The following is a 17,115-nucleotide window of genomic DNA, read 5'->3' on the forward strand; positions in this document are numbered from 1 at the left end:
CTTCTGCGCTGATAATACTGCAGGTTTCACTTGTGGAAACGTAGGCCTCTGCCAGCTCTTGAGTCTTTTTAAGCCCTTATCTATTTTAACTTTTTACAGTTATCTTAGTTATGGGCTCTTTTTTTTTCTCAACTTTTTCACCTTTTATTTTCTTTTTATAATACCTTTTATCCTTTATTCTTCTTAGCTTTATTGTTAACATCAGATTAAACAATAATAGATATAATATATTATATCTTAAAAGGAAAAATATAATGAGTGATAGACTACATGAAATTATTGCACAAATAGGTGTACTTCATAATGAGTTTTTAAAAAATGGAAAAATCGAAGATGTAGATATAATTTTAGATGAGTTAGCTAATGAACAAGAAGACTTATTAGACCATTATTGTAAACTTTTATTACAATACTATTTTCAACAAAATGATTTAAAAAATGTTAAAAAACTATTATTAGCTGGATATAAATTTGATATGAGAATGGATGATGTAAAAGAGGCTTTTTGTAATATTAATTCAGGAAAAGAGAATGTTATTGAGTTTTTAGATGAAAGTGTAGTTTTTTTAAAAGATACTAATTTTGAAAAACCTTTAGAGCAGATGTATAAATATTATAATTTGAATGAAGAAAACAAAGTAAATTTAGAACATGCTGTTTCTATTATTCAAAAAAATAGATATGTATGCGCACATGTATATAGACATCCAAATAGAGAGTATGCAAAATTCTTTTTAAATGAAGATTTATTAAATAGTTTAAAAAGAGATTTACCTTACTTATTAAAATAGATATTTAGGCAAGAAGTGTTGCTATTAAAGCTAGATACAATCCAATTACTACTATTAACATTGTTGGAAAACTTAACATAATACACCTTTTAATTAAAGGTGTATTATACTTTTTAGATATAAAATAATTGTGACTTTTTATTAAAAAATTATAAAGAATGGATAAATTTTGAAAATAGTACATTTTAGTGATACTCACTTAGGATTTAATGATTTAGATATTGTCAATGAAAGTGGTATAAATCAAAGAGAAGCTGATTTTTATAAAGCTTTTGATGATATAGTTCAAATGATTACTGAAATAAAGCCTGATTATATTGTTCATACAGGAGATTTATTTCATAGAAGTAGTCCTAGTAATAGGGCAATATCATATGCACTAAATAAGTTTTCTTATTTAGATAATTTAGGTATTCCTATTATTATGATTGCTGGTAATCACTCGACTCCAAGAACAATTACTTCTAAACCAATTTTATCGATATTTGATAATTTTAAAAATATCTATTGTGCATATTCTTGTAAATATGAAGCTTTTGAATTTGAAGATATTATTTTTCATGCATTACCTCACTTAAATGATGAAAATTTAATTTATGAAGAGATTGAAAGAATTGAAAAATCAATAAATAGTAGCAAGAAAAATGTATTGATGATGCATTGTAGTGTAGGAGCTACATATTTAATGAGCGAATTTGGTGAATTTGTTTATCCTAAAGAAAAAGAGTATATATTTAATAAAATGGACTATGTTGCTCTTGGTCATTGGCATGGGTTTTCTAATGTATCAAATCATAATAATGTTTTTTATAGTGGAAGTAGTGAAAGAACATCTTTAAATGATAAAAGAAATAACAAAGGATTTATTTTAGCAACTTTAGATGAAGAGCTAAAAGTAGAGTTTTTTAAAATTGATATAAGAGCTTTTTATAGTTTTGAGATTAATGCAAATAACTTTGAAGAGGATTTACATAAAATTGATAAATCAAATCTTTATAAAGCTATTGTAGAAATTATAATAAAAGAGTTAACTGCATTAAAATCTATAGATATTTCTAATCTTCAAATAAAAGAGTATTTTAATGAATCTTTACAAGTAGTAGTAAAAAGAGAGTTTATTAAAGAGGAGAGCTTTAAAGTCGATGATATTCAGGCAATATCTTTAAAAGAGTATTTTACAGAGTTTTTAGAAGAGTATTGTCAAAAAGATGAGTATGAGAGGTTAAAATCTAAATCCGATGAACTTTTTGCTAAGTATGAGGAGAATTATAATGATATTATCTAAGCTTAGCTTGAAAAATTTTAAAAAGTATAAAGAGTTTGATATTGAGTTTTATGATGGACTTACTGGAATAATAGGTAAAAATGGTAGTGGAAAATCTACAATTTTTGAAGCTATATTATTTGCTTTATATGGTGAGTTAAAAGAAAAAGGTTCTAAAGATATAATAAAAAATGTTACTGCAAATAGTAAGGATGAATTAAGTGTATTATTAGAGTTTGAATTTGAGGATTTAAATTATAAAATACTTAGAGAGTTTAGAGGAAAAAATTTAACAGCAACTGCAAAACTTTATAAAAATGAGAAGTTATTAGTAACAGGTGTTAAAGATGTTACAAGGCATATTATTAATTTAACAAAAATGACAAAAGATGCTTTTTTAAATACACTATTTGCTTCTCAAAAAGAGTTAACAAGCTTAAGTAGTTTGGATAATGAACACAGAAAGATGATGATTAGAAGACTTTTAGGTTTAGAAAAAATTGATCAAATTGAAAAGTATTTAAAGCAAAGTATTACAGACTTAAATAGAGATATAAAAAGTTTCTCATCTTTTTTATTAAGTATTGAACAGGTTGATGAGTTTGAAACAAACATTAATAAACATCTTGAATCTTTAGAAATTTTAAAAGAGAAAATAGAATTAAGACAAAAACAAAAAGAACAGTTAGTTGTACAAGAGGGTATTAGTAAAGAAAAATTAAGCAGTTTTGAGAAAATTAGAGAGCAAAAATTTGATTTTAAAAATAGAATTAAACTTCAAGAATCAAAATTAGAAACAGTTTTAAAAAATATCAATGAGCTAAGTTATGAAAAAAAACATTTAGAAACAAAAAAAGTAGAGTATGAATCAAAAAAACATTTAAAAATTGAATATGAAAAATTACAAAATAGTATAAAGCAACAAGATAATTTAAAAGAGAAGTATTTAAAAAAGGTAGGTTTGATAAAAGAAAGAGATGAGTTGCGACTTGCTTATAAGAAACAAAAAAATGATATTAAAGCTTTAGAAGAAGAGATAAAAGATATTGATTTTATTGAGAAAAAACAAAAAGAGCTTAAATCTACTTTAGAGTTATATCAAAAGCAATTACAAGATAAAAAGATTGAAGAAAGAGAGTTAAGAGATAAAATAGCAGGAGAGAAAAATCTTATTAATGATACAAAATCTAAAATTGAAATGATACAAAGTCTGGGTAAAAATTCAAAATGCCCTACTTGTACAAGAGAACTTTTGGATGACTATGATAAAGTTTTAGAATCTTTATATAAATTAATACATAATAATTATGAAAAAAATATTTTAACTTATGAAAGTAAGTTAGAAGATTTAATGAAAAGAGTTGATAAAAAGCAAGAAGAGTATGATAAAGTTATAATAGAAGAGAAAAAAATACACTCAAAACTCAATATTTTAAATGAACGAAAAAAAGATTTATTAAAATGTAAAAATTATTTAAGTGATATTGAAACAAGAGGCAAAAGTAATAATGATGCAATTGAAAAACTACAAAATTATATTTATGATGAAAAACTTCATCAAGAGTTGATTATAAAATTTCAAAATCTAAAAACTGAGTATGAATATTTAATTGCTTTAGAAACACAGCTTAAATCATTTAATAAAGTAATTGACTCTTTACAAGAAGCAAAAGATAATAAAAGTGTGTTGTCTTTGCAATTAGAACAATTAAAAAACGAAGAGCTTAAAATAGTTTATGATGAAAATACACATATGCTATTAAAAAAAGAGTTAGAAGAGATAGTTAGAAAAAAAGATGATTTAACAGAATTACTTCATAATAAGAAGCTTCAAGAGTCTAAGATAAATGGAGAAATAAATAGTATTAAAAATAGGTTAAAAGAGAATGAACAACAGAAAATAAAACTTCAAACAAAAATAGAAGATTTAAATGATTATACTAAATTAAAGCTCTCAATGGCAGAGTTTAAAACAAATATAAACTCTAAGATTGCTCCAAAAATCTCTTCAATTGCATCTGATATGTATTCAAAAATAACTAAAGGGAAATATCAATTTATTGAAGTATCTAATGATTTTGATTTTTATATTTATGATGATGGAAAGAAGTATCCTATTCAAAGATTTAGTGGAGGAGAAGTAGATTTAGCAAACTTAGTATTAAGAATTGCTATTTCTAAAACTTTAACTGAATTAAATGGAAGTTCTCAAGTTGGTTTTTTAGCATTTGATGAAGTTTTTGGAAGTCAAGATGAGAGTAGAAGGCTTGAGATTTTAGAAGCTTTCCATACAATTAAAGAGCAATATAGGCAGATATTTTTAATTAGTCATGAAACCGAAATAAAAGAGATGTTTGAACGCTTAATTGAATTATAGAAGTAGTTTAAAACTACTTCTATTTTAAGAATGCTTTTTTAAAAAATTTTGAGACATTTGATATATCCCAAGATGTTATTACAAAGTTTGAGTTTAATTTTCCATATGAGCTTAAATCTTTTTCTATTTTAAATCCTCCAAATTTAGAGTATAATTTAAAATGATCTTTACTAATAACAGATATTGTTGCTTTTAAATCATTTTGTATTAGTACTAAATATATTCCAAGAGTCAATTTTTTAAAATCTAAATTTAATCCACTATTATTATTTATAATCAATCTTGAAACTTCTGCAATATTTTTATGTTTGTGTTTTAAGTAATTAAGGTTTAGTTTTTCTTCAATTGGAAGCTTTTTTTTTGAATCAAAAATAAGTCTGCAAGTACCAGAGATAAAATTATCTGTTTTTGTATATATAATAGCTGAGTTTTGGTCATATTTATCAAAATTAAGACCTTCTATTATCTCTGGAAATTCACTATTATAATTTAACTTAGTATAAATATCACTTCTTAATTTAAATATATTTAATAACTCTTCTGCACTTAATGCTAAGTGTAAGCTGTTTTGTTCTGTTTCAAAATTTAGTGACTTATTAAAACTAATAGTTTTATCTATTATTGTTTCTAAGAATACTCTTTTTTTAAATGTTTCAAAAGCTTTTAATTGCTCTTTTTTAAACTCTTGTGGTAAATATTCTAAACCTCTTGATACATTTTGTGTTAGAAGTACTTGTAGTTGCTCTAATGAGCTATTTTTATTTATGTTAAACATTTTCTATCCTTATAAAATTGAGATAGAAATATCATAAATAATATGTGTCAAAGAATCTGTCACATATGAGTAACTTTATTAATTAAGTTTTAAATATAATTTTTTAAGGGGATAAATAATTTGAAAGTTGTAAACTAAGAGATTTTTAGTTTACAACCAAAAGATTGTATTGTTTCTATAAGTTCTGAGTTTAGTTTGTTTCTTAATCTATAAAGTAAAGTTCTTATTGAACTATTTGATACAGGTGCATCTGGCCAAATTTCATATTCAATTGTTTCAAAAGATACAATATTACCTTTTGCTTCAATTAAGAGTGTAAAAAGTCTTTTTTCCTGTTTACTTAATTTTATTGGATTATTTTTATAGTATAAATGACAATTTTCATAATCAAAGAAGTATCCATCTGCAATAGGAATAAATTTATTTTCAATATTATTTTTTAGTTTTGTTTTTGCTAAGATTAATGCAGGGGCAAGGGACTCTTTTGTAAAAGGTTTTGTAATATAGCTTGCAATAAAATTGCCCATTATTGCTTTTTCCATTGTTTTTTCATCTGAAAATGCAGTTAGAAATATAATAGGTAAAAATTTTATTTTCTGGGCATCTTGCGCAGTTTGTATGCCATCTTTACTATTTTTACCTAAATCTATATCCATTATTGCAATATCAGCTGGATTATTTTTTAGACTTTTAATAGCTTCTTCATAATTTGTGACACTTGAAGTTACTTCATATCCTAACTCTTCAACTCTTTTTTTTATCTCAAATCCAACTATGGCATTATCTTCTAATACAAGAACTTTTATATTATGCATCATCTCTCCATTTTATATCTACTAAAACTTTATTTGTTGAATCTATTTTTAATTGACCCTTTAATTGATTATGTACTAATGTATCAACTAACATTAACCCAAGTGAATTATGGGTTTTTTTTGTATCATACCCTTTTCCATTATCTTCAACTAATAGATTAAAAATATCTTTTTTCTTTGTTAATACAATATTTATCTTCCCAAAATTTTTTTCAAAAGCATGCTTAAATGAGTTTGTAATAAGTTCATTTAAAATCAACCCACAATAAATTGCTTGATTGGTATTTAAATTCGCTTTTACAACTAAGTTAATAATAATTTGATTACTATAACTTTGTTTAACCTCATCAATAAGTAAAGTAAAATATTTTTTTGTATCTATATTTGATATATTGTCTTGTTTATATAGTAATTCATGCAAATGTCCCATTGCATTAATACGATTTTGAATAGTTGTTAGTACATCTTTGAGCCTTTTATCTTCTATTTCATCACTTTGTAGTCTAATTAAAGATACTATTGTTTGCATATTGTTTTTTACTCTATGGTTTAACTCTTTTAATAATAAACCTTTTTCATCAAGAGCTTTTTTTAAATCATAAGTTTTCTCATTAACTTTCTCTTTTAATCTTTTTTGTTCATTTTTTTGTTGTAAGATTAGTTTTTTATTTGCTTCTTGTTTCTCTTTTTGAAGTTTTCTTATTCTATCTGCTAGTGCAATAGAAAAGATTATAGCTTCTACTACTAATGATATTTCAATGTAATAAGGAAAGTTTATAAATATATTGAATATTCCTACACTAGATAGATACATAAACATTCCAGCTGTAAGAAATATAAACCATCCAAATAGTACAAAATATGCTTGCCTATTCTTTTTTATAGCTGCATATATAGTAATAAATACTAAATAAATTAGTAAAATAACAGAAAAGATATTTCTATATTTATTAAATTCATCTGTTAAAATAAAAATAGTTAATAAAAAAGGAAATAGAACTAAATAGATGTTTAATATATTATTAATAATAGGATATTGTTTTGTTCTTAAAAAACTTTTAGTAAAAAGTGCAAGTGCTAAAGCTGGTACACCTACAATAAATGTTGCATATTGAATAAAAGGCATTACCCAAGTATGAGGTAAAATATATACATTAGTTACTCCTGCATACATCAAGTGATGAATCATAATTCCAAAAATATAAAGTACATAATATAAATAACTTCTATCTTTTGTAAAAAAGAAGATAAAAAGATTATAAAAAGCAAGTATAGACATTGCTCCAAAAAATAGGGCTAAAATAACCTGATGTTTTATCTCTTCTTCATAAAATTTAGAATTATTCCATAAATTAAGCTTTATAATTAAAGTCGTAATATACGAAGAGCTTTTTAAATAGTATGTTTTTGTTTCATGTGGTTTTATTTGTATATGAAAAATTGGGTTTATACTTTTTCTATTATTGCTTAAATGAGAAAGTCCTTCTATTTTCAAAAGTTTAGAATTTTCAAAAAGCAAAATATCTGTTGCTAAGGCATTATCATACTCTAATATTTTGTGAAGAGTTCTATTTGTATTATTTTTTAGGGTAAATTTTATCCATACTGAAAAATTAGGTGAGTATCCAAATCCCAAAAGTTTTTTACTATTTTTTTCGAACCTTTTATTCTTTATATCATTTATTGTAAGTTTTTGAGTTTTATCAATAAAAACTTTTGATTTAGAAAGTACTTCATATAACTGTTTTTCCCCATCTAATTCAATAGTATTAGCTGATAAGATTGTGTTTAACAGTAAAAAAAATGTTAGTAAAAATAGTCGCACATAATAACCTATAATATTTTAGTTATATTATACTCTAAAGTAAATTATTCAATTTTGAACTGAAATTTAAAATTGTGACGTAAACTGTGACACAAAACAGTTATAATTGTATTGTTTGTGTAGGATGATTTACATCTTTTTATTATTTGAGATAAATAATTAGTACTGGAAGTACTAGGGTAGTAAGATTAACTATCCATAAATATACACAATTGAATTATATATGTGTGTAGGAGAGAGTATGAGTATTAATGAAGCTTTAGAAAATAGTCTATCTTTTTTTAATTTCACTATTAAAAATAGATTAGAAAATGCTTTAGGTGCTGTTATAACAAATGTACAAAAGGAACAAAACTATCAATGTGCTGTTTTAGGAGAAGATAGTTTAAGTATTTCATATAAAGATGAAAGGGATAATAGTTTTATTGCATACTGTAAAGTATTGCAAGTAAATAGTGATGAAATAAATGATGAATTAATTGTTTTTGCAGTTGATAGCAATAATTTATCTAAACTTCTAAGTTCATATGAGTTGATTTTACAAGCAATACCTTGTGTATTACCTAGAAAACTTTGTCTTGCTAGAGTTTATGAATCTTCATGTGGATTGACTTTTTTAAATGATATTTTAATTATTGATACATGTGATTTACTAAAGTATGCAAAAACTCACGACTTAAAAGGAACTTTTTTTATAACTAAAAAGCTTTTAGATGAAGAGAAAATTTCTTATTCTTATGAAAATTTAAATAGTATTAATGATAAAGTATATTTAGAAAATAGTACTATTTTATATGAAAGTAAAGATAAATCTAGAAAAGAGATTAATCAAATGCAAAATTTTATAGTGGAGGTTGAGAAAAAGAAATTAGCAAAATATGTAGAGATGATTTTTTATAATTCTACTAAAAACTACTGTATCTTAGAGTTATCTGATGATTATGAGTTAAAAAGTGAAATAAATTTTAAACTTAAAGCTTTAGCTTCAAAGTATATAGAGAATTATATTTTTACAAAAGATTGTGAAAAAATTTTAAGTTTTTAATATGTGTTAGCAAACTATTAATATAAATAATATAAAATTCCTAAAAATTTATATTAAGAGGAAATTTTGATTAAATCATTTATTACATCAAAAAAGTTTCAAAACTTTATTGCTACATTAATTGTATTTAATGGTATTATTTTAGGATTAGCTACTTCAAAGACAGTTGTACAAGAGTACTCTTTTGTATTAACACTAATTGATAATATAATCATAGCAATTTTTACAATAGAGATTATTCTTCGTATTTATGTGCATAGGTTAAGTTTTTTTAAAGACCCTTGGAGCTTATTTGATTTTTTTGTTGTTGCTATATCTTTAGTTCCTGCAAATGAAGGATTATCAATACTTAGAGTTCTTAGAGTATTAAGATTATTTAGACTTCTAACTGTAATTCCTCAAATGAGAACAATTATAGGAGCATTGCTTGGTGTTATCCCTGGTATTGCTTCTGTTTCTATGGTTTTAATGCTATTTTTCTATGTTTTTGCAATTATGGCTACTAATCTTTATGCACAAACTTTTCCTCAATGGTTTGGAACATTAGGTCAAAGTATGTATACTCTTTTTCAAGTAATGACTTTAGAGAGTTGGTCAATGGGAATAGCGCGACCAATTATGGAAATTCATCCATATGCTTGGATATTTTTTGTTATTTATATTTTAATAGTTACTTTTATAATGGTAAATCTATTTATTGGACTTATTGTAGATGCTATTTTTACAATAAAAGGTGAACAACAAGAAGAAAAATCAAAAGAGTTAAAAGAGATTGAAGAGTTAAAAAAACAAGTTGAAGAGTTAAAGCAACTATTACTTAAAAAGAGAGATTATGATAATACTTGATTTTGAAACAAATAGTAAAAGTATTGGAGATGTTATAGAAGTTGCAGCAGTTAAAATCGACACTGATTTTAATATTCTTGATAAGTTTCATAGATACTATTTATCAAGATACCCTCTTAATCCTTACTCTTTTGCAATACATAGGTTAACTCCTGAGATGATAAAAAGTTATAGAAAAGATAAAAATTATGCTTCATATTTTACAGAAGATGAAGATTTTTACGAGTTTTGTAAAAATAGTGATACTTTAATTGCTCATAATATCTCTTTTGAATTAAGGCATTTAAATAAAAAAATCTATTTTTCAAATCAGATTTGTACAATGAAAGAGAATAGATATATAGTAAATGCTAGAAATAAAAATGGAAATATAAAAAATCCAAAACTAGATGAAACTTGTTATTTTTATGGAATAGAGTTTGATGAAAAAAAACATCATACTGCTACATATGATGTAACAAAAACTTACGAGATTTTAAAATGTATGAATTACTTTGGTAAAAGAGTATAGAACTATTTATTCTATAGTTCTAGCTCTTCTTCTTGTTCATGTTCTTCTTTTCTTTTCTCTTTTTTATGTGACTTTGAAAATCTTTTAATACCTTCAAGTTCATAATTAATCGCATTTACCGAAATAGAGATTTCAAAAAGTGCAATAAATAGTGATATAGTCATAGCAATTAAACTAAGTCCAAAAAGTATTTCTCCTAAAAAGTTTAATTCTAAAAAGAGTAAAAACATAGATAGTGTACAAAGTATTAAAGATAATACTCCATAAATTTGCATTTGCCTAATTAGTGAAACTCTTTTTTTTAAACTTTTTATTTGTTTAGAAGCTTTTGGTACCATTCCATCTCTTGCATTTGCACTTAAGCCTCTAATTAATTGTCCCGTTGTTAAAAATCTATTAGTATAAGCTAATAGAAGTAAGGAGATTGCTGGAAATAGTAATGCAGGAGTAGTAATCGCTATATTTATTGTATTCATCTATTTTCTCCTAAAATTTCTATTTGCATCTCTTTTTGTTGTTTTTTTAGAAGCTACTTTTTTTATTGGCTTTGTTGTCTCTTTTTTCTTTTGTGTTAGCTTTTTCTTTTTCTTTTTAAATATTTTTGGTTGTTTTTCTGTTAATTCAAAACCATCTAAAACTAATCTTTTAATAGTTATCATAAGATCTTTTTCGATTGTTTCTAACTGCTTGTACTCTTTTGCACAAACCAATGTTATGGCATTTCCTTTATTACCTGCTCTTCCTGTTCTTCCTACTCTATGAGTAAAATCATCTGTTGATTGTGGTAATTCAAAATTTACAACATAAGGTAACTCTTCAATATCTATTCCTCTTGCTGCAATATCTGTTGCTACAAGTACTCTTATTTTCCCACTTTTAAAATCTCTAAGAGCTTTACCTCTTGCACTTTGTTTTATATCTCCATGAATACAAAGTGTTGGCAATCCATCAAGATTAAAATGTTGTGTTATTTCATCAGCTGTTTTTTTAGTGTTTACAAAGACTAAAACTTTATGATAGTTTTGTGAACCAATTAAAAAAGAGAGCATTTCAATTTTTCTAAAGCTATCTACTTTATAAGCAGAATGTTCAATTAAATCAACTCTTTGTCTTACATCTGTTAACTCTATTACTGTTGGATTGTCTAAAAACTCTTTTGCAAGTTTTTTTACATTTTGTGAAATAGTTGCAGAAAACATTGAAATTTGTCTATATGTACTTATTTGAGTTAGTATTTTTTCTACTTCTTCAATAAAACCCATCTCTAAAATAGTATCAGCTTCATCTAAAACAACTCTATTTACACTAGAAATACTAAATACATTATTTTCAATATGATCAAGTAGCCTTCCAGGTGTTGCTACAATAATATCTACACCTTTTTTTATTTTATCTGCTTGAAGTTTATTACTAACTCCACCAAATGCCGTAGCATGTTTTATATCCAAATGTCTTGAATAATTTGAGATATTTCTATGTATTTGCTTTACTAACTCTCTTGTTGGTACAATAATAAGAACTCTTGGAACTCTTTTTTTATTATAATCAATCTCTTGTTTTAACTGCTCTAACATAGGTAGTAAAAAAGCAGCAGTTTTCCCTGTACCACTTTTAGCAGCGGCTATTAAATCTTTTTTATTTAATAAAACAGGGATTGCTTTTTTTTGAATAGAAGTGGGGTTTTCATAACCTTCTTCTTTTAATGCTTTTATTAACTCTTTTGATAGTTGAATTGAGCCAAATTTTTCGATAATAATTCCTTTTAACACTCATTTTTTTGACGCAATTATAACATAATTTTTTTATAATTTTAACTTTTTTAAGTATGAAGCTATTAAAGGTTGATTATCTTTTCTACAAATCATGTAAGTATGAATTGTTTTTATTTCTTCAGGAAGTTTTTTTATTTTTAAACTATTTTCTAAATTAAAATGCTTTACTACTGTAAGAGGAAGCATAGTAATTCCCATACCCATTTTTACACATCCAATTATAGTCTCTAAACTTCCAAACTCAATATTTTTATAGTTTAATTTTTTATTTTTTATATATTCATCTAAATATTTTTTATATGTACAACCTTTTTTAAAAGTTAATATATTATTTGCTGCAGTTTTATTTAGTGGCTCTAATATTACTAACTCTTCTTCAAACTCTTTTAAAATAATAAACTCTTTATTTGTTGGTTTTCCACTAACAAATGCTATATCTACTTTATAATCTATTAGCATTTGTATTAGCTCTTGAGTTGGTCCTGTATGTAATTCTAAATTCATTTGTGGATATTTTTTATTTATTTTAGAAAGAAGAGTTACTATTCTTGTGGCTGCACTTGATTCTGTTGAAGCAATTTTTATGGTTTCACTATGACTTAAATGCTTTAAAAACTGTTGGGCTTCATAAACTTTTTGAACTATTTGTTCTGCATAAGGATAGAGTTTTTCTCCTACTTCTGTAAGTATTACACCTTTTGATACTCTATGAAAAAGTGTATGTTCAATACTCTTTTCAAGTTGTTTTATTCTTGCAGTTACATTAGATTGTGCACAGTTTAATTCAATTGATGCTTTGGAAAAGCTACGATTGTTAGCTACACTTAAAAAAACTTTTAATAAATTTGAGTCCATCACTAATCCTTATATCATATATAGTTATTGATTATTTGACAATATATCACTTTAAGTGATATTATAACATAAAAAAATAGGCTAGGCAATGAGTGTTTTATTAAATAAAAGAAAAAATGCAAATATTATTATTGCGGGAATATTTGCACTTATTATTGGTATGGGAGTAGCAAGATTTGCTTTTACTTCCCTTTTGCCATCAATGTTAAATAATAGACTTGATATTAGTTTTGCTGGATTATTAGCTTCTATTAACTATTTTGGTTACTTATTAGGAGCAATCTTTGCAATATTTATAAAAAGCAACTCTTTAAAAGTTAAATTTTTTAGAGTAGGTCTTTTTATATCTTTTTTCACAACACTTGTATTAGGTTTACAAACAAATGATTTTGTTTGGATAGTTTCAAGATTTATTGCAGGGTTTGGTTCTGCAATGCTTATGGTAGTTGGTTCATCTTTAGTAATGAGTCGCTTAGATATTGAAGATAAAACAAAAGCTATGGGAATACATTTTTCAGGAATTGGTTTTTCTATGGTTGTAACTGATATTTTAAGTAGGACAGTTTTATCTTATTCATCTTGGGATGACTCTTGGATAGCATTAAGTATTTTAACTATTGTTTTAGGTGCATACTCATTTTATATTTTAGATGAACAAGAGAATCAAAGTTTTTTAAAAGTAAAAGGTAAACCTTTTAAAATGGACTCTTTTGTAATAGTATTAATATTTAGTTATTTTACAGTTGGAGTTGGTTTTGTTGTTCAAGGAACTTTTTTACCTGATATTATAAATAGTATTGAGGGATTAGCTGGTTTTGGTTCAAACTCATGGTTACTTGCAGGATTTGCTGGAATTCCTTCTTGTATAATTTGGATGAGACTTGCTTCTAATTATGGAAGTGTAAACATAATACTTATATGTATGTGTTTTTTAATTATTAGTATATTAATTCCTACACTTACTTCAAATCTATTTTTAAATCTATTAAGTGCATTTTTATATGGTGCTACATTTATTGCACTTGTAGGACTCTTTTTAAATTTAGGTGGAAAAATTGCTAGTTCTAATCCAGCTTTTTTAATGGGAGCTTTAACAAGTTCATATGGAATAGGTCAAATTACTGCACCTTTATACTCAATTGCATTGATAAATAAATATAATAGTTATGAAACAACTTTATATCTTACGGCTTTTATTATGCTATTAGGAGTTGTAGTATTATATTTAAATAAAAATAAGGAGAAAAAATATGCCAATAATTAGTGTAAAAATGACACATGAAGATGAAGGAGCTACAAAAGAACAAAAGGAACTATTAGTAAAAAAATTAACTCAAAGTTTTCAAGATGTTTTTAAAAGGGGAGCTAATAGTGCTGTTGTTATAATTGAAGAATTAAATACTGATAATTATGCAATTGCAGGAGAAACTATTACTAATATAAGAAAAAAACAAAAAGCTTAGAGTTTTCTAAGCTTTTATATTATTTGACCTAAACCATCATCGATGTACTGATTGATTATTTTTATAAACTCTTCATATGGAATTTTTCCTGTTTTATTAAATAATACAATCTTTTCTCCATATTCATCATGAATAAAATGATTTTTTTTTATTACACTTTCATATAGTTCTTTGCTTTGTTCATCACAATCTAAGTCATTATATAAAAACCAGTTTGCTGTGCTATTTTCAATTCTAATAAGCCCAAAGCTGTTTTTATCATCGATATAGTCTTGAATAGTACCTTTTTCAAATCGTGCACCAACAACCATATCATATTCATTTAAAAGCATTTCCATTTTCTATTTCCTTTTACCAAAATGCAATTATAACTGCAAATAAGTTATAATCTGTTTTAAAAAAGAAAAAGAGTTTTAAAATGATTGATTATACAAAGAAGTTAAATACAAGTAGAGAAATTTATCCAATAGATGATATTGAAATCTCTGTTGAAAGTGATAGAGGAAGAATTATTTCAACTCCTGCTTTTAGAAGACTTCAAAAAAGAACACAAGTTTTTCCTTTAGAGTTAAATGCAGCTGTTAGAAGTAGATTGACTCACTCAATAGAGGTACAACAAAACTCTAGATATATAGCAAGAACAATTTTACAAAAGATAAAAAAAGAGGGAAAAATAAAAGAGTATAAATTAGAAGGATTAAAAAATGCTTTTATTTCTATATCTGAAATGTCTAGTTTAGTCCATGATATAGGCAATCCTCCTTTTGGACATTTTGCAGAGTTATCAATAAATGATTGGATGAAAAATCATGCAATAAAGTGTTTAAATAGTTTATACCCTAATATCTCTTCTAAAAATAGAGAATTAAAACAGATGTTAGTTGAAGATATTATAAATTTTGATGGTAATGCACAAGCAATTAGAATAATAAAATATTTGCAAAGATTAAATCTTTCATATTCTCAAACAGCATCTGTATTAAAATATACACGAGGTGCTTTTGAACCAAAACCAAGTAGTGAAGATAAATTAAACTACTTAAAGAAAAAACCTGGATTTTACTACTCAGAAAAAGAGTTCGTTAAAAAAGTTTGTAAAGCATTGAATATAAAAAAAGGGTGTAGGTTCCCTTTAACATATATTATGGAAGCAGCTGATGATATATCTTATTTAACAGCAGATATCGAAGATGCTGTTGATAAAGGAGTTTTTACTTTAGATGACTTATATAGATATATAAAAGAAGAGTGCAATTTAGTAAATAAAAAATATAAAAATGAAGAAAACTTTTTATTAGAGTTAATAAATAAATATTATAAGAAGGCAAAAGAACAAGAAGATGAACCTTATCAATTTAACCTATTTTTAACTCTTACAAGAGCGAATTTAATTAATCATTTAGTTAAGTATGTTGCAGATGTATATTTACAAAATCATCAACAGATTTTTGATGGTACTTTTAATAAAGCTTTATTAGATTTTGATAAAACAAATAAATACTCATTAGCAATTGAAGTTTTACAAAATATCTCTGTAAAATATATTTATAATAATAAAGAGAAACAAGCATTAGAGTTAAAAGGTCATGCAATACTACATGGCTTACTTAATTGTTATAAACCATTGCTAGAGCTAAGTCAAGAGGATTTTACAAAATTAATTTCAAAACAAAGAATTGATTGTTTTGTATCTGCAAGACTAATTGGTAGATTATCTTCAAAGCATATAGTTGCTTATTCAAAAGCTATTGGTGAGCTTAATAAAGATGATATGGAGAAATTTAATCTTTTGGAGTGGTATTATAGAGCAAGATTAATTATTGATTATATTTCTGGAATGACAGATGATTTTGCTTTAGATGAGTATAGAAAATTAACTGGAAGTTAAGAGATTACTCTTAACTTTTGTAGTTTGATATAAACTCATCGACTTGATTTAAATATTGTTGTTTTTGTTCTTTTGAAATAAAAGAAGAGTTAAAAGAGTTTTTTACAAGTCTTATAATATCCTCTTTAGTTAAATCAAGACTTTGTGTAATTGCATGGAAATTATCATTGATATATCCACCAAAATATGCGGGGTCATCAGAGTTTACTGTAACATTTAAACCATAATCTAACATCTTTTTTATAGTATGCTCACTCATATTTTTAAAAACTTTTAATTTTGTATTTGATAAAGGACAAACTGTAAGTGCAGTTTGATCTTTTTTCAATCTTTTCATTAAGTCTTCATTTTGAATTGCTTGCACACCATGATCAACTCTATTAACATTTAAAATATCTAAAGCATCATTTATATATTTATATGATGCTTCTTCTCCTGCATGAGCAACAAGTTTGAAACCTTCTTTTTTTGCTTTATTATATACCTCTTTAAATTTTTTTGGTGGATTGCCTAATTCAGAAGAATCAAGCCCAATTCCAATTATTTTTGATTTAAATTTACATGCTTGTTCTAATGTTTTAAAAGCATCTTCTTGACTTAAGTGTCTTAAGAAGCACATTATTAAATTTGAACTTATTTTTAATTTATTTTTTCCATCCTCTAAAGCTCTTGTAATTCCTTTTAAAACTGTTGAAAAATCTATATTTCTACTTGTATGTGTTTGTGGATCAAAAAAGATTTCTGTATGGATGATACTATTTTCTTTACATTTTTTTAGGTATTCATATGTTAAATCATAAAAATCTTCTTCTTCAATTAAAACTTTTGCTCCATTGTAATAAATATCTAAGAAAGACTGTAAATTGGTAAAATTATAAGCATCTTTAA

The 17,115-nt window shown here is 25.0% G+C and carries 17 protein-coding genes; 9 read left to right on the forward strand and 8 right to left on the reverse strand.

What is annotated here, in order from left to right; translation table 11 throughout:
* The first annotated feature begins 254 nt into the window (after positions 1-254).
* From CP960_RS04880 to CP960_RS04890, 3 genes are all read left to right on the forward strand, one after another.
* The gene (locus CP960_RS04880; RefSeq protein ID WP_101184285.1) at positions 255-791 is read left to right on the forward strand and encodes a hypothetical protein; all 537 of its coding nucleotides are present in this window, start codon (positions 255-257) and stop codon (positions 789-791) included.
* A gap of 169 nt (positions 792-960) precedes the next feature.
* Positions 961-2,076: a metallophosphoesterase family protein gene (locus CP960_RS04885; protein WP_101184287.1), complete on the forward strand. Its 1,116-nt coding sequence runs from the start codon at positions 961-963 to the stop codon at positions 2,074-2,076.
* A complete protein-coding gene (locus tag CP960_RS04890; protein ID WP_101184289.1) occupies positions 2,063-4,432 on the forward strand; it encodes an AAA family ATPase in 2,370 nt (789 codons plus the stop codon). The genes CP960_RS04885 and CP960_RS04890 overlap by 14 nt, the downstream gene beginning before the upstream one ends.
* Positions 4,433-4,451: 19 nt before the next feature.
* Here CP960_RS04890 and CP960_RS04895 read toward each other — a convergent pair whose 3' ends face one another.
* From CP960_RS04895 to CP960_RS04905, 3 genes are all read right to left on the reverse strand, one after another.
* Positions 4,452-5,207 (reverse strand): N-acyl amino acid synthase FeeM domain-containing protein, encoded by a 756-nt coding sequence (locus CP960_RS04895; RefSeq protein ID WP_101184291.1) that lies wholly within the window; start codon positions 5,205-5,207, stop codon positions 4,452-4,454.
* 134 nt (positions 5,208-5,341) lie between these two features.
* Positions 5,342-6,022 carry a response regulator transcription factor gene (locus tag CP960_RS04900; RefSeq protein WP_101184294.1) on the reverse strand — a complete coding sequence of 227 codons (681 nt, stop codon included), beginning with the start codon at positions 6,020-6,022 and terminating at the stop codon, positions 5,342-5,344.
* Complete coding sequence (locus tag CP960_RS04905; RefSeq protein ID WP_101184296.1) at positions 6,015-7,847, reverse strand: 7TM diverse intracellular signaling domain-containing protein; 1,833 nt, start codon at positions 7,845-7,847, stop codon at positions 6,015-6,017. Before CP960_RS04905 ends, CP960_RS04900 begins: the two co-directional genes overlap by 8 nt.
* A 241-nt stretch (positions 7,848-8,088) precedes the next feature.
* On the opposite strand from CP960_RS04905, the gene CP960_RS04910 reads away from it, so the two are divergent.
* The 3 genes from CP960_RS04910 (at position 8,089) to CP960_RS04920 (ending at position 10,249) form a co-directional block, all read left to right on the forward strand.
* Positions 8,089-8,892 carry a hypothetical protein gene (locus tag CP960_RS04910; RefSeq protein WP_101184297.1) on the forward strand — a complete coding sequence of 268 codons (804 nt, stop codon included), beginning with the start codon at positions 8,089-8,091 and terminating at the stop codon, positions 8,890-8,892.
* A gap of 66 nt (positions 8,893-8,958) precedes the next feature.
* Entirely contained in the window at positions 8,959-9,738 is a 780-nt protein-coding gene (locus tag CP960_RS04915; protein ID WP_228152014.1) for an ion transporter, read from the forward strand.
* Positions 9,725-10,249 carry a 3'-5' exonuclease gene (locus CP960_RS04920; protein WP_101184301.1) on the forward strand — a complete coding sequence of 175 codons (525 nt, stop codon included), beginning with the start codon at positions 9,725-9,727 and terminating at the stop codon, positions 10,247-10,249. The genes CP960_RS04915 and CP960_RS04920 overlap by 14 nt, the downstream gene beginning before the upstream one ends.
* A gap of 11 nt (positions 10,250-10,260) precedes the next feature.
* Here CP960_RS04920 and CP960_RS04925 read toward each other — a convergent pair whose 3' ends face one another.
* The 3 genes from CP960_RS04925 to CP960_RS04935 are packed head-to-tail and all read right to left on the reverse strand — an operon-like array spanning position 10,261 to position 12,876.
* Positions 10,261-10,725, reverse strand: coding sequence for a DUF2721 domain-containing protein (locus CP960_RS04925; protein ID WP_228152016.1), 465 nt, complete (start codon positions 10,723-10,725; stop codon positions 10,261-10,263).
* Positions 10,726-12,018 carry a DEAD/DEAH box helicase gene (locus CP960_RS04930; protein WP_228152018.1) on the reverse strand — a complete coding sequence of 431 codons (1,293 nt, stop codon included), beginning with the start codon at positions 12,016-12,018 and terminating at the stop codon, positions 10,726-10,728.
* Positions 12,019-12,051: 33 nt separating this feature from the next.
* Positions 12,052-12,876, reverse strand: a complete 825-nt coding sequence (locus tag CP960_RS04935) for a LysR family transcriptional regulator (RefSeq protein WP_101184303.1) — start codon at positions 12,874-12,876, stop codon at positions 12,052-12,054.
* Between the two features lie 88 nt (positions 12,877-12,964).
* Here CP960_RS04935 and CP960_RS04940 point away from each other — a divergent pair, with 88 nt between their 5' ends.
* Together CP960_RS04940 and CP960_RS04945 are read left to right on the forward strand one after the other, a co-directional pair.
* On the forward strand, positions 12,965-14,140 hold the full coding sequence (locus tag CP960_RS04940) for a YbfB/YjiJ family MFS transporter (RefSeq protein WP_101184305.1): 1,176 nt from the start codon (positions 12,965-12,967) through the stop codon (positions 14,138-14,140).
* Positions 14,127-14,339 carry a tautomerase family protein gene (locus CP960_RS04945; RefSeq protein ID WP_101184306.1) on the forward strand — a complete coding sequence of 71 codons (213 nt, stop codon included), beginning with the start codon at positions 14,127-14,129 and terminating at the stop codon, positions 14,337-14,339. The genes CP960_RS04940 and CP960_RS04945 overlap by 14 nt, the downstream gene beginning before the upstream one ends.
* 14 nt (positions 14,340-14,353) lie before the next feature.
* Here CP960_RS04945 and CP960_RS04950 read toward each other — a convergent pair whose 3' ends face one another.
* The gene (locus tag CP960_RS04950) at positions 14,354-14,677 is read right to left on the reverse strand and encodes a hypothetical protein (protein WP_101184307.1); all 324 of its coding nucleotides are present in this window, start codon (positions 14,675-14,677) and stop codon (positions 14,354-14,356) included.
* Between the two features lie 80 nt (positions 14,678-14,757).
* Here CP960_RS04950 and dgt point away from each other — a divergent pair, with 80 nt between their 5' ends.
* Complete coding sequence (dgt, locus tag CP960_RS04955; protein ID WP_101184308.1) at positions 14,758-16,227, forward strand: dGTPase; 1,470 nt, start codon at positions 14,758-14,760, stop codon at positions 16,225-16,227.
* Between the two features lie 10 nt (positions 16,228-16,237).
* Here dgt and CP960_RS04960 read toward each other — a convergent pair.
* On the reverse strand, positions 16,238-17,115 hold an 878-nt coding region (locus CP960_RS04960), incomplete at its 5' end, for an adenosine deaminase (RefSeq protein ID WP_101184309.1).

This window comes from Malaciobacter halophilus, from assembly GCF_002837275.1.
In the GTDB taxonomy this organism is placed as follows: domain Bacteria; phylum Campylobacterota; class Campylobacteria; order Campylobacterales; family Arcobacteraceae; genus Malaciobacter; species Malaciobacter halophilus.